The following is a 13,908-nucleotide window of genomic DNA, read 5'->3' as shown; positions in this document are numbered from 1 at the left end:
TTGCTATTATGGAAAAAAATGTAGTAGAAATAGAAAATGCTCTCTCTTCACTATCGTCAAAGTTTTCTAAAAATGATACTTTGGTGATAATATTAGCAGCCGGACATGGTAAAAGAATAAGAAGTTCAACGTCTAAAATGCTTCATACCATATGGGGAGTGCCTAGTATAGAAAGAGTTAGACTTGCTGTTAGAAATGGTATGCCTAAAAGCAATATTACCATAGTAGTAGGTATAAAAGCACTAGATGTTGCTAATGCTGTAGGAAAGCAGGCTAATACTAATTTTGCTTATCAGGAAGAACAAAGAGGTACAGGTCATGCCGTTAAGGTTGGGCTTGAAAAAAGCGATTTAAAAAATATAAAATACTGTTATGTTATATATGCTGATATGGGGCTTATAGATTCTGATACTATGAAAGAGTTTCATGAGGAGTTTTTAAAGTCTAAAACTGATATGATAGTTATGACTGCTATGTATGATGGTCCTAAAGGAAGCAACTATTATGGAAGAATATTAAGAAGCAGAGGATTAACATATGATGGTAAAAAAAGCAAGTACAGACAAGGCTCTCAAGGCAATGTTATAGGTGTTATAGAGTATAAAGATGTGCTTGCAATGAAAGACGATGAAAAACTTTATAAAACCTATAAAGATGAAAAGTTTTCTTATGAAAAAGATGAACTTTTGGACAATTTTAATGAATATGTAGCTGGTATATACGGCTTTAAAATGAAGCCTTTAGAGGAGCTTATACAAAAATTAGAGTCTAATAATGCTCAAAATGAACTTTATCTTACAGATTTGATAGAGATGTTTGTTAATAATAACTTATCCATTTCTACATATATGCCTAAAGACAGCAGAGTTGTATTAGGATTTAATGATAAAACTGTTCTAAAAGAAATGGAATCTATAGCAAGATCCAATGTATATAATAAATTGAAAAATATAATTACTATATATGACGGGGAAGATTTCTTTATAGATGATACTGTAGTAGAACAGATACTCGAAAGAGATAAAGATGAAAAACCGCTAGACATATATATAGGAAAGGGTGCTTATATAGGAAAGAATGTTACACTTAATTATGGGGTAACTATATCACATGGTGCAAAAATAGAGGGAAATGTACATCTAGGTGAAAATGCCTACATTGGAGATAATGTTCTTTTATCATGTTTAGAAAATCAGAAACTTATACTAGATGATAATGTTAAAATATATTCAGGTAATCAGATAAAGGGTAATGTGTATATAGGAAAAAATACTACATTAGAGAGAGGTGTTAATGTTACAGGAAGTGATAACCACCCTGTTAATATAGGTTCTAATGTACTTATTAAAGGTGTTAGTTATCTTTATGGCTCTATTGTTGATGATAATGCCTATATTGAACATTGTATATTTTACTATTCTCATATAAAAGCACTTCTTGATGAAAAAGGTAATGTTATAAAATGCAGATTTATAAGACCTAAAGAAGAAGGTGTTGAATCTGTAAGTAAAATAGAAGATGGTAAAAAATCTAAAAAGAAGTAGTATATTAATTGCTGCACTCTTTATTTTTTTATATGCTGTATTGAGTGCCCAATATCAAAGAGAAATAAAAAAAGATGCTCCTCCTATTACAGAGCATTATATAAGAATGAGCAGCTTTGAATCGCTTTCTACTTGGTCTATTGCCTCTTTAAGAGAAGAGCCATATATTAGTGAATTATTTGTAGATGGTTATAATAATGTGCATTTTGCATATTATGATAATTTGCTTAATACTGCTGTATATGTTACTGGAAAAGAAGGTAATTTTTCAAGAACTATACTAGATAATAATAGAGAATTAGGCAGTTTAATAAGTATTGCCACAAATAACAGTCATATACATGTTTCATATAATAAAGCAAATAAAATATTATATGCTAATGATAACTCTGGTACATTCAATAATTATTTTATGGATTTGAGGCAAAATAGAAAAATTCTAGATTTAAAATTAGTTATGTCAGCATTCGACTACCCTACTTTGTTTTTTGTTGATAATAGAGGAACTTTATCAGTATCAAGGTTCTACAGAGATAATTTCTTTTCAGATTTTGTTTATACAAATAAAATAGTTGATAGTGTTTATCCAGCCGCTGAAAAAGATGGATATGCACTTTATATGCATGAATATGATACTGGAAATATATTCTATGGTTCAAGAAAAACAAATACGGCATTTAGATTTTTTGATAACAGAGCTATAGTAACTAATTCTTCAATTTATTCTGTAAAACATGAAGAACATAACAGATTTCATATAGTATATCTTAACAAGGATAATAAAAGAAATATAAACTATACTAGATTCTATGACGGCACTTTTACTAATTTTACTATAGTATCAGAAGATGCAGATGTAATATCATTAGACTGTGCATTAGATTATGCGGCACAGATAATGGTTTTATATACAAAAGAAGACGGCAGTAAATATTTGTTTATTGACAGAAGAATAATAGATTTATCCGTTTTGGGTACAAGTAGCGGAAATGTCAGGTTAATATCAGCACAATATCCTTATTATTATTTGCTTTACTACAATGATATTTTTGATGAACTTAGAATTACAAAACTAAATATAAGTGATATTGAAAAATTGAAATAAGCCGATAATTGATTTGACATTTTTTTATTTTAAATGTTTATAAAAATAACTATAAAATAGGATTTTTTATGAGTGATGAACAACCAAAAGTATCGTTTATAGAGAAAAACCCAAGAACTTGTCCTGTATGTAACGGAGAGTTTTATCATGAAATGCTTCTTACAGGCGGCGGCAGACTTATAGCTGGAAAATTGAGAAATGATTTAAGAAGAACTTATGAAAAAAGTAAAAAATACGGCACTGTTTACCCTTTAATATATGTGGTTGTGGTTTGTCCTAATTGTTTATATGCATCTTTTCAGGAAGATTTTAATTTAATAGATAATAAGAAAAAAGATGAAGCTCTTGAAACATCAAAACAAAGAGAAAAATATATGAAAGAGTTTTTTGGAAATGATGTAGATTTTAAAAGAAATAGAACACTTATAGAAGGAGCTGCTAGTTATTTTCTTGCAATAGACGGATATCATTATCATGGAAAAGATACAGCCCCTACTCTTAAAAAGGCATTATGTTCTTTAAGGCTTAGCTGGACACTTGAAGATTTAGCTAATGTATACCCTAATGAAAATTATGACAGATTAATACCATTTTTTCAGTATAAAGCAAGCGAATTATATTCAGCTGCAATAGAATGCATGCAAAATGGTAAGGAAAATTTTGAGAAAATAAAATCATTCGGACCTGATATAGATAATAATTTCGGATATGAGGGAATGCTTTATATGGGGGCATTGCTTGGAATGGATGCTGCTAAATTTATACCAGACCCTAAAGTAAAAGCTGAAACACTTGTGCAGGCTAAAAGAAAAATTAGTAAAATATTTGGTTCTGGTAAAAGCAGCAAATCAAAGCCTTCTGCTTTACTTGAGAAAATTAAAGAACTTCATGTTGCTATAACTGAAGAATTAAATAATCTTAATGAAGAATATGGTATAGATGTAAGTTAATGAAAAAATTAAATGCGTATTTATTAAAGGAGTTCCTGTCTTTTTTCTTTGGTTCTTTATTATTGTTTGTCGTTTTGGTTACAATAGCGGACTTAAGCAGCAGACTATCTTTTTATACAGAACACCCTGAATTAATTAATTATTTTATTACTTACCATTTAGCTAGAGCTCCGCATAATACATATTATATATTTCCAGTAGCTTTGATGTTCGCATCTACATATGTGCTTGGGACTTTTGTAAAAAATAAAGAAATGCTCGCTATAGAAAATTCAGGCATTAGTTTATTTAAATTTTCAATGCCCATGTTTGTTATAGTTATATTACTTTGTTTGATTCTTGTTCTTTTTTGGCAGTTTGTAGCAGCACCTTTAAATAAAGTGTCTTTTGCGGCAAATGATGCCATGCGAGGTAATAAACAGGCATCTAAAAGCGGACCTTGGCAGCTTTTTGGAGGAAATAATTACTTATATTTTATAGATACATATTTTTATCAAGAACAATATATGACTAACACTATTGTATTAAAAATGAATGATGACGGCGGAATAAAATTTAGAATATCTAGTCCTTATATACAGTGGAATGATGATGACAAAAAATGGTATGTAAAAAATGGTATAATGACAACTTTTTCTGATAATAAAGAAATAGATGTTAAAGAAATAAATAATTATCCTTTAGATGTTTTGGAGCGTCCAGAACATTTTTATGGCAGACCACTCTTAGATTCTATGAGTTTAACTGAAGAAGCACATATTATAAAACTGCAGAAGGAAGTAAATATGAATACTTCAAGATTAGAAACAGATCTGCATTATAGAATATCATATTGTTTTTCTGGCTTTATTATCGTTTTACTTGCTTCATTATTTTCTAAATTTTCTACACAAAGTGTATTGGTTGTAAGTTTGGTAATGGTTATAATAGTAGCATTATTGTATTATTCTATACTTATGATATTCAGATCTATGGGTGAAGCTGGAAATATGAATCCTTTTATTGCAGCTTGGATGCCTAATATTATATTTGCAATACTTTGTATATTGGCATTTAAGAAATTCCATTAATATATTTATATTGATTTCTCCATTATAAGAGCATCAAATTTATCATTATAATATTTTTTTCTCACAGCTATTTTTTTAAATCCGTTTTTTATATAAAAGTTTTTAGCTGTTATATTATTTTCATACAAGTCGAGTTTGATACTATTTACATTATTAGCTTTTGCATCATCAAATAAATATGATAATAATTTGCTGCCATATCCTTTATTATTTGGATAAACTGCTATAAATATTATATCTATTTCTGGTGCAAGCAAAAAATAAATTAAGAAACCTTTTATCTCATTATTATTTTTTATGATTATAACTTTATGATATTCATCTTTTATATATTGTTTTAAATTATTTTCGGATAAACTAATATATTCGCTTTTTGAAGATATAAAAAGAATTGAATTAACTATATTATTATCAATATCATTTACAATTGCTATATTTTCCATAAATTATTTTTAAAATAAAAAATGAATAAGAAATATAATTTTATACTCTTATTCATTTTTATAAATTTATATTATAGTTTAGAGTTTATTTCATTAAATAGTTCTTCTTTTTTTCTTTTTACATATTCAACTATTTCATCTGTTTTTACTTCAACACTTTCAGATGAACTTCTAAGTTTAAACTCAACCACTCCCCTTTGAAGAGATTTTTTACCAACAATTATTCTCATAGGAATACCTATTAAATCGCAGTCATTGAGTTTAACTCCAAGTCTTTCTTTTCTGTCATCAAACATAGTTTCAACTTTTAGAGCATTAAGAGCATTGTAAATCTCTTCTGCCTTTTTAAATGATTCTTCTCCCTCTTTATCAATGGCAACTACTATAGCCTCATAAGGAGCAACACTTATAGGAAATATAATACCTTTATCATCATAATTTTGTTCTATAACAGAAGCCAAAGCTCTATTAACACCTATTCCATAACAGCCCATTATAGGAGTTATTTCTTTGTTATTTTCATCTAATACTTTAAAATTGAAAGCCTGAGTATATTTATCACCTAATTTAAAAATATGTCCCAACTCTAAACCTTTTTTCTGATATAAAGTCTCTCCGCACTCTGGACATTTATCGCTTTCTTTTGCAGTTCTAAAATCACCCCATACATCAATATTAAAATCTCTTTGTATATTAACATTTTTTATATGTGTATCATCTTTATTGCCTCCAACTATTGCATCAGCAACAGATTTTATAGAATAGTCAGCAAATATTCTTATTTTCTTTTTTAATCCTATAGGCGAAGCAAAACCAACTCTGGCACCTGTAACTTCTTTTACAGTATCCTCATCGGCAAGTTCTATATCAAGTCCTCCTAATGCATTAGAGAGTTTAGTTTCATTTATTTCTAAATCTCCTCTAGTAGCTACTAGTATAACTTCTCCTTCTTCTGTTTTATAAATTATACTTTTAATGAAATTTTTTGAAGATGTATTAAAAAACTTTTCCAAGTCATTTATGGTTTTTATATCTGGAGTATTAACTTCTTCCAAAGGCTTATCAGTATATGATTTAACTTCATCATCTTTTTTAACATTGGCCTTTTCTACATTTGCTCTATAGTCGCATTTAGAACAGAAAATTATTGTCTCCTCACCTACTTCACTTAATACCATAAACTCTTCGCTTCCTTCTCCTCCCATAGCACCGCTGTCTGCTTTTACACTTACAGTATCAAGCCCCATTCTTTTAAAAATCTTAGTGTAGGCTCTGCTCATATCATTGTAAGTTTTATCAAGACATTCTTTAGTTATATGAAATGAATAAGCGTCTTTCATTGTAAACTCTTTAGAGCGTATAACTCCAAATCTTGGTCTTATCTCATCTCTAAACTTTGTATGTATTTGATATAAAGTTAAAGGCAAATCTTTATATGATTGTATTTCATTCTGTGCTGTTATAGTAAAAGCCTCTTCATGAGTAGGTCCCATAGCCATATCAACATCGTTTCTGTCTTTCAATCTGAATAATTCTTTTTTAAATCTTTCCCATCTTCCAGAAGGCGTTAATAATTCTTTAGAAACTAGTATGGGCATTATGCATTCATTAGAACCTATAGCGTCCATTTCTTCACGTATGATATTAGATATTTTACTTAATACTCTCACTCCCAATGGCAGATAAGAATAAAGTCCGTTTGATATTTTTCTAGCAAGTGCTGCTCTAATCATTAATTTGTTTGAGGCTATTATTGCATCACTTGGTGCTTCTTTTAATGTAGGCATAAATAGTTTCGATAAACGCATAATATTTCCTTAAAATATTTTTTAATAATGATATATTATAAAATTAAAATTATCAACTATGAATAACAGTTTTAATTATTTAGTCATAGAATCTATTATCCATCTGGTCTCTTTTCTTATTTCGCTGTCCATATTGATTATGTTGTCTATATTCAAAGGTATATTTATTTTTCTATCACATACCTTTGAAACAATATCAAATATATCAGTAAAGCCAATTCTTTTCTCCAAAAATGAATATACACATACCTCATTTGCAGCATTAAGTACGCAGGGATAAAGTCCTCCTTTTTTACCGCATTCATAGGCTAGTTTAAGCATAACAAATTTATCAAAATCCATTTTATAAAAATTAATTTCGCTATGTTCATATAATTTTAACTTTTCAAATGGAGTATTTCTTATTTCTGGATAGGTAAGTGCATGCTGTATAGGGAGGCACATATCATTTTTTCCTATTTGAGCATATATTTCTCCATCAACAAACTCGGCCATAGAATGTATTAAACTCTGCGGGTGAATAATAGTTTCTATTTTATCATAATCCAAATTAAATAAATGATGTGCTTCTATCACTTCAAAGCCCTTATTCATCATAGTGGCACTGTCTATAGTAATTTTACTTCCCATTGACCAAGTTGGGTGCTTTAATGCCATCTCTACAGTAACATTTTTTAACTCTTCTTTAGGTGTTCTGAAAAAAGGACCTCCTGAAGCTGTTATTATTACTTTTGATAATGCATCCTTACCAAAATGATTTAATATCTGAAATATAGCAGAATGCTCACTATCTATTGGTATTAATTTGGCATTATGCTGTTTTAATAGTTCATTTATAATATCTCCGCCTACTACCAAAGTCTCTTTATTTGCCAAAGCAACAGTTTTTCCTTTTTTTATTGCCTCTACCGTAGGAAGAAATCCTGCATATCCAGTTAGAGCATTTACTAATATATCAAAATCTGTATGTTTTACAAAATCAGCAATACTTCCGTCAAAAATATTTATACTTTCTGCACAGTCATAATCTTTAAAAATATTTGCCGCACTCTTATCTGATATATTTACAGTTTTTGGCTTAAACTCAGTACATAAAGTTCTAAGAATATCTATTTTACTATTTGCAGACATTCCCACTATTTCAAAATCACTGCTGAATTTTCTAACAACCGTACAAGTATTAGTACCTATAGAGCCAGTAGCTCCCAACAAAAGAATTCTTTTTTTCATTTTACAACTCTATTAAAAATTTATATTATTTTATTAGTATTTATATAGTAATTAATAATAGAGTGATTTTTAAATTATTTCAATATAAAATAAACATTATAAAAATAAAGATTTATACTAGATTTAGAAACTGTGTATTATTTTATACATTTTATATAAAAATATTTTTTATATAAAAAATTATAGAATATCCGATAATCTTTGAGAACAAGTATAACTAAACATAATTATTGCAATTTATCATTAATTATATATAATACTTATTCAAATTAATTAAAAATTATAGAAAATGGATTATTATTAGATGTCAAATAAAAAGTTTAATTTAAGAATTTTAACTATAGCTTCATGGGTATTATTATTTTTTGCTTGGATTTTCTTTTATGCAGTAACTCAAAGACCTACTACAGTTTTTTGGATTGTACTTGCAATATCTGCTGTTATAACTATTATTACATTAATAGTAGACAGAAAATATATAATATCTCTTTTAAAGATGCGTTTCGTGCATAAAGCTTTTTTTGGAATATTATCTTTAGTTATAGTTTTGGCAATATTAGTAGGGCTTTATATTATAAGTATAAACTTCCCTATAAGATTTGATATGACTCAGAATAAATCATACACAGTATCTCAGCAAACTACTGATGTATTATCAAGAATAGACAGTTCGCTTTCTATAGTTGTACTCAGAGCTCCAAGTACAGACCCTACTTCAGCTGATTGGAGGGCCGATTTATTACTTGAACAATATAAAAGGATTAATAAACATATAACTGTTGAATATATTAACCCTATAGAAAAACCTTCAGCTAAAAGCAAATATCAAATGACTCAGGTTGGAGAAATAGTATTTACTTACGGACAAAGCAAACAAGTAAGAGTATACAGAAAAGATTTAACTACTCAGTCAAAAGTTACTTCAGATCCTTTATTTGTAGGGGAAGAAAAATTTACTCAGGCAATATATACATTACTTGATAATGAATCGTATGTTATATATTTTACTGTAGGACATGGAGAAAGACAAATACAGGACAGAGGCGGGGAAGGTTTATCTTATGTAAAAACTTATTTGGAAAATGAAAATTATAAAGTAAGAGAATTAAATATTATACTTGAAAATATACCTACAGATGCTGCTTTAATAGTTATAGCTGCACCAGTTGAAACATTCAGCGATTTTGAAATAGAAAAATTAAATAACTATGTAAAAACTGGCGGTAAATTATTAGTATTATATGACAGCTTTATGGACAGAAGCAAATTTAACAGCAATCTAGGTAATTTCCTATCAGATTGGGGATTTAAAACTAAAAATGACTATATAATAGATACAGCTTCAAGTGTTGTTATACCTGTTAATATAGTGCCTCAATACACTTCACACCCTATAACTCAGACACTTAAAGAAGGTAATGTATTTGCCTGCTTAGTTGTAGCAAGAAGTATATTAAGCGGAGAAAATAAATATAACGGCAGCTTTGAAAACATAATTACAACTACACCTCAAGGTTATGGAAAAGAAGAGGCTACATTTGATTTATCAAGAGCAAGATTCAATCCAAGAACAGATATACCAGGTCCTGTGCCTTTGGCTATAAGCGGTACTTATGAAATAGAAGGAAGAAAAGAACCTGCAAGAATAGTTGTATTTGGTGATGCTACTTTTGCTTTGAATGCATATATTAATCCAGAGCAAGGTCAGTCTGTAGATATAGCTTTTGCTGGTAATAAAGACTTATTTATGAATAGCGTTGCTTATCTATTAGAGGCAAGACAAAAAATTACTATAAGACCTAAAGAAGCAAGCATAAAAAATCTTACTCTTACTACTACTCAAACTAACTTTATAAGATATGTTGCTCAAATAGGTTTGCCTTGTTTATTTGGTATACTTGGTATATTGATATGGTTCTTTAGAAGAAGATAATTAAGATAAAGTTTTAATAAAGGTAAATTAAAGTTAATATAATATGAACATAATAAAAACATTATACAAAAAATATTCATATTATATTAACTATGCATTATTAGTATTTATAAACGGTATTGCAAGTGTATTAAATTATATATCATCAATTTATATTAACAGAAGTTTATCAATATCAGATTTTGCTCATTATAATGGTATAATAAATATATATTCCATAATAGTTTTAACAGTATCTAGTTTTAGTTATTATATAATGCATCATTACAAAGATGATGAGGATGCACGTACATATTGGGCTTATGGATATATTATTGCTATTGTAATATCCATTCTTTATATAGCGTCAATACCTTTAATAGATATACTTTTTAATATAAAAAGCTACCCCTCTCTTCTTATAATGTCTGTTGGAATATTTGTTACTATTTTGGGAATAGTTTCACAGTCTATACTAAAAATTAATAATTATATAGCTTATGATTATACTGCAAGTCTTATAGCAATATTTATATCAAAAATACTTTTACTAGCCTATTTTATTATAACAGGGCTTACTTTGGAAAGGGCTATTATTAGTGTGGCATTATTTTGTGTATTATATTTTATTATTAATATAATAGAATTAAAAAAACTTAATCTTCCCTACTTCATACCATTAAATAAAATAAAAATGTATTTCTCAAAACAGAATCTATATATATTTTTAAGTTATATAATTCACATTGTTATTGTAAACTTTATATTTAATTGGATATCTTTAAGCGATGTACTCATGGCAAACAGATATTTGGATAAAACAAGTGCAGGGTACTACTCTACTATATCATTAATAATAAAGATGTTTTTCTATATAGGCACTCCAATAGCTTCAGTAATGTTTTCTTATATACTAATAGCAAAGAAAGAAAATAATAAAAATAAAGAAAGCAAAATACTTTATTATTCTATTCTTTTGTTGGTATTTGCCTCTCTTTGTTTATCAGTGTTTTTAATAGTATTTGCAAAACAAATTATACTTATACAGTTTACAAGCAGATACGAGGCTATTATACCATTAGTACCTACAGCAGTTATTTTTGGTTTTTCTTTAGCTTTTACAGTGCTTACATTTAATTATGGGCTTGCTTATAGATTGTGGTATCCCTTCTATGGTTATTTAATTATATTTGCTTATGTATATTTTTCATTAAGAAACGGACTTAGAACTTTTGAAAATTTTATATTTGTAATGAAAATATTTTTTATAGCATTATTTATATATAATATCTTAATCATATTAATACATAGAATAATATTAAAAATTAATGAAAAAGAAAAATAGAAAATAATGTATATATGCAATTTTGTGAATATTTCTATTATTATATAATAATTTAAAATATACTTTTGAAACAAGCATAATATAGAATTATAAAAATAGTATTTTTATAGTTGATAAAAGTTATACAGGAATACAAAAATATCATCATAAAGTTTTAATTACAAAACGAATATTAAGAATTATGAATTAAACCTAAAAATCAGTTTACTAATAAAATCAGAGTTAGAATAGAACATATATTTTACACACTTAAAAGATTTAAGATATTAACATCTGTTTATCACTTACAATTATATTTAAAAATATAGAATAATGTAATTGTGTACAAAGTTATAACAGGTATATTATAATACCTTAAAATTTTACAATGTTTTTGTGTATTTTACTTTTTTTATTCTTATAGAATATCCATATTTTAACATTGCCCTTTCTCTGGCATCTTTTTTATTATAAGCTCTAAATGTTTCAGTAACATATCTAACCTTTCCTCCATCATCTTTATAACTTAAATTGATTTTATAAAGATTTTCAACTCTATTTTTATTTTGGTTATTAATAATAATATTAAATAATTCTGAAAGAAATCCCATAAATATATCCTAAATAATATTTAATTAATATTATTATATACTACTCATATAATAATATCAAATATATTTATAAAAAAATATATTAGACTTGTTGCTAGTAAACAATAGATAATATTAAAGTGCTAATAATTTCTTCAATGTTAATATTTATATTAATTTTTTTATTATCTAAAACACCTTCACTATTGCCATACATTATATATGATAGAAATTTCATCTTCATTGAGTTTATTAAGTTCTGTTTTTTATATAAACTTTCTTATTAGAATATTTTAATAAAAAAATAACAATACATAGAAATACCTTCTTTAGAAGATAAAGAAGCAAACAAAGTCTTCCTCCTATACGCCATATATGCAGTACTAGAGGCACTATGTTTGCTTCGTATTGATACTCTTCACAATTATAATAAAATTACTTTTTATTAATTAGCACCTTTTTGAATGAGCAGCTGCTCTATTTTAGAATTATTTTTCTCTCTTGCATAATCCAATGCTGTTTTTCCGTATTTATCTTTAGCATTGATATCGGCTCCAGATTCTATTAACAACTCAGCTACTTCCGTATTATCAGCAATAATAAACCACATTAAAGGTGTAGCATTTTCTAATTTTATATCTCCATTTTTACAAGATAATTTAAGATTAATATCAGCACCAGCATTTATTAATGATTGAGCTACTTCTTTATTTTCATTAAGTATTAAAGGAGTAATATTTTTCATATACACCCCATTTTCATTTAATGAAGTTTTTATATTGACATCAGCTTTTTTTTCTATAAGGATTTTGGATATTTCTGTTCTATTATACATTATAGAATGTATTAGAGCGGTAAATCCAGACTTGTCTTTTACATTGATATTAGCACCTTTTTCTATGAGCATTTTAGATATTTCATCTTGCTTATAAATGATAGAAAACATTAATGGGGTTAGACCATCTTCTATTCTGCCACTTATATCAACTTTTTTATCATTTATAAGCTCTAAAACCCCTTCGCTGTCACCAGATACTATATACAATAATAATTGTGCTGCGTTTTCAGCTTTTCCTGAATATAAAGCATTAAAACTAAATAAAGCATACAATACTGCCATTAATACAATTTTTTTCATATAAACCTCTTTTTAAAAAATATTTTACATATGATACATTAATTATATTATTTTGTCAATATGATTATTTGAAATTAAATAATATAAATATTTTAAATAAATAAAAAAGCTGACAACTAAAAGTTACCAGCTTTTTATAAATAAAGTTTATTAACTTATGATTTCTTTCTCTTTAAGTCAATTTGTCTTTGAATTTCCTTTAAGTTTTTAACGTAAATTGTATTAGTTCTTATATCGATTTTACCTGTTTTTACCAAAGAATTTAATACTTTTTGAACATCATTAACTTTAACACCGCACCAATTAGCAATATCATTAATAGTGGCATTTAATTCCTGAGGTTCATAATAATGATCTCTAGGTATATTCTGAAGTTCTGCCAATAGTAAAAGACAGTCATAAACTCTTAAATCAGTTTCATTTAATTGAAGTATTAAAAGTCTTCTTTTGGCATCAAATATTCTTTTTGCGAACATTTTTGAAAGTTTAAGAGCCATAGCAGTATTATTTGCTAGTATTGATTGGAAGTTCTCTTTTCTTAGTTCTAGCAAAACAGTAGGTTCATTTGCTATTGCAGAAGCACTTCTAGTAGTATCTTCTAATATAGCCATTTCTCCGAAAAAATCCCCCGGATAAACTATGTCTAATAATTTTTCAACATCTTTTATAACCTTAGTAATTTTCACAGATCCGCTTTGAACCATATAAAATTTATCGCCTTTTTCATATTCTAAAAATATAATATCATCTGTATTGTATTTCTTTGTATGTGAAGATAAATTATTATCCATAAT

At 27.2% G+C, this 13,908-nt stretch carries 12 protein-coding genes; 6 read left to right on the top strand and 6 right to left on the bottom strand.

Translation table 11 applies throughout. From position 1 onward, the window contains the following. Positions 1–8 precede the first annotated feature (8 nt). The 4 genes from F811_RS0111755 to F811_RS0111740 all read left to right on the top strand — a co-directional run bounded on the left by F811_RS0111755 (position 9) and on the right by F811_RS0111740 (position 4,669). Positions 9–1,544, top strand: coding sequence for an NTP transferase domain-containing protein (locus F811_RS0111755; protein WP_020005436.1), 1,536 nt, complete (start codon positions 9–11; stop codon positions 1,542–1,544). Further along, positions 1,519–2,649, top strand: a complete 1,131-nt coding sequence (locus F811_RS0111750) for a hypothetical protein (RefSeq protein WP_020005435.1) — start codon at positions 1,519–1,521, stop codon at positions 2,647–2,649. Before F811_RS0111755 ends, F811_RS0111750 begins: the two co-directional genes overlap by 26 nt. 68 nt (positions 2,650–2,717) lie before the next feature. Beyond that, complete coding sequence (locus tag F811_RS0111745; protein ID WP_020005434.1) at positions 2,718–3,599, top strand: DUF2225 domain-containing protein; 882 nt, start codon at positions 2,718–2,720, stop codon at positions 3,597–3,599. After that, a complete protein-coding gene (locus tag F811_RS0111740) occupies positions 3,599–4,669 on the top strand; it encodes an LptF/LptG family permease (RefSeq protein WP_020005433.1) in 1,071 nt (356 codons plus the stop codon). The genes F811_RS0111745 and F811_RS0111740 overlap by 1 nt, the downstream gene beginning before the upstream one ends. 5 nt (positions 4,670–4,674) lie before the next feature. Here the strand turns inward: F811_RS0111740 and F811_RS0111735 are convergent, their stop codons facing one another. The 3 genes from F811_RS0111735 to dxr form a co-directional block, all read right to left on the bottom strand. Then, positions 4,675–5,112 (bottom strand): GNAT family N-acetyltransferase, encoded by a 438-nt coding sequence (locus F811_RS0111735; RefSeq protein ID WP_020005432.1) that lies wholly within the window; start codon positions 5,110–5,112, stop codon positions 4,675–4,677. A 71-nt stretch (positions 5,113–5,183) separates the two neighbouring features. Further along, positions 5,184–6,920: a proline--tRNA ligase gene (locus tag F811_RS0111730; protein WP_026364441.1), complete on the bottom strand. Its 1,737-nt coding sequence runs from the start codon at positions 6,918–6,920 to the stop codon at positions 5,184–5,186. A 75-nt stretch (positions 6,921–6,995) separates the two neighbouring features. Beyond that, complete coding sequence (gene dxr / locus F811_RS0111725) at positions 6,996–8,150, bottom strand: 1-deoxy-D-xylulose-5-phosphate reductoisomerase (protein WP_020005430.1); 1,155 nt, start codon at positions 8,148–8,150, stop codon at positions 6,996–6,998. A gap of 304 nt (positions 8,151–8,454) precedes the next feature. On the opposite strand from dxr, the gene F811_RS0111720 reads away from it, so the two are divergent. Together F811_RS0111720 and F811_RS0111715 are read left to right on the top strand one after the other, a co-directional pair. Further along, the gene (locus F811_RS0111720; RefSeq protein ID WP_020005429.1) at positions 8,455–10,083 is read left to right on the top strand and encodes a GldG family protein; all 1,629 of its coding nucleotides are present in this window, start codon (positions 8,455–8,457) and stop codon (positions 10,081–10,083) included. Positions 10,084–10,126: 43 nt separating this feature from the next. Continuing rightward, positions 10,127–11,407, top strand: a complete 1,281-nt coding sequence (locus tag F811_RS0111715) for a lipopolysaccharide biosynthesis protein (protein ID WP_020005428.1) — start codon at positions 10,127–10,129, stop codon at positions 11,405–11,407. Positions 11,408–11,769: 362 nt separating this feature from the next. Here the strand turns inward: F811_RS0111715 and F811_RS0111710 are convergent, their stop codons facing one another. The 3 genes from F811_RS0111710 to F811_RS0111700 form a co-directional block, all read right to left on the bottom strand. Next, positions 11,770–11,997, bottom strand: a complete 228-nt coding sequence (locus F811_RS0111710) for a hypothetical protein (protein ID WP_020005427.1) — start codon at positions 11,995–11,997, stop codon at positions 11,770–11,772. A gap of 424 nt (positions 11,998–12,421) precedes the next feature. Then, a complete protein-coding gene (locus F811_RS0111705; RefSeq protein ID WP_020005426.1) occupies positions 12,422–13,114 on the bottom strand; it encodes an ankyrin repeat domain-containing protein in 693 nt (230 codons plus the stop codon). A gap of 155 nt (positions 13,115–13,269) precedes the next feature. After that, positions 13,270–13,905, bottom strand: coding sequence for a Crp/Fnr family transcriptional regulator (locus F811_RS0111700; RefSeq protein ID WP_020005425.1), 636 nt, complete (start codon positions 13,903–13,905; stop codon positions 13,270–13,272). Between the last annotated feature and the right edge of the window lie 3 nt (positions 13,906–13,908).

Origin of the sequence: Brachyspira innocens ATCC 29796 (assembly GCF_000384655.1) — a bacterium.
Taxonomy (GTDB): Bacteria; Spirochaetota; Brachyspiria; order Brachyspirales; family Brachyspiraceae; genus Brachyspira; species Brachyspira innocens.
The sequence above is the reverse complement of the archived record's forward strand: the minus strand, read 5'-3'. Positions and strand labels throughout refer to the sequence as shown.

Coding starts and splice junctions, on each gene's coding strand:
- F811_RS0111755 (WP_020005436.1), top strand. CDS start 9: ATGGAAAAAAATGTAGTAGAAATAGAAAATGCTCTCTCTTCACTATCG.
- F811_RS0111750 (WP_020005435.1), top strand. CDS start 1,519: ATGGTAAAAAATCTAAAAAGAAGTAGTATATTAATTGCTGCACTCTTT.
- F811_RS0111745 (WP_020005434.1), top strand. CDS start 2,718: ATGAGTGATGAACAACCAAAAGTATCGTTTATAGAGAAAAACCCAAGA.
- F811_RS0111740 (WP_020005433.1), top strand. CDS start 3,599: ATGAAAAAATTAAATGCGTATTTATTAAAGGAGTTCCTGTCTTTTTTC.
- F811_RS0111735 (WP_020005432.1), bottom strand. CDS start 5,112: ATGGAAAATATAGCAATTGTAAATGATATTGATAATAATATAGTTAAT.
- F811_RS0111730 (WP_026364441.1), bottom strand. CDS start 6,920: ATGCGTTTATCGAAACTATTTATGCCTACATTAAAAGAAGCACCAAGT.
- dxr (WP_020005430.1), bottom strand. CDS start 8,150: ATGAAAAAAAGAATTCTTTTGTTGGGAGCTACTGGCTCTATAGGTACT.
- F811_RS0111720 (WP_020005429.1), top strand. CDS start 8,455: ATGTCAAATAAAAAGTTTAATTTAAGAATTTTAACTATAGCTTCATGG.
- F811_RS0111715 (WP_020005428.1), top strand. CDS start 10,127: ATGAACATAATAAAAACATTATACAAAAAATATTCATATTATATTAAC.
- F811_RS0111710 (WP_020005427.1), bottom strand. CDS start 11,997: ATGGGATTTCTTTCAGAATTATTTAATATTATTATTAATAACCAAAAT.
- F811_RS0111705 (WP_020005426.1), bottom strand. CDS start 13,114: ATGAAAAAAATTGTATTAATGGCAGTATTGTATGCTTTATTTAGTTTT.
- F811_RS0111700 (WP_020005425.1), bottom strand. CDS start 13,905: ATGGATAATAATTTATCTTCACATACAAAGAAATACAATACAGATGAT.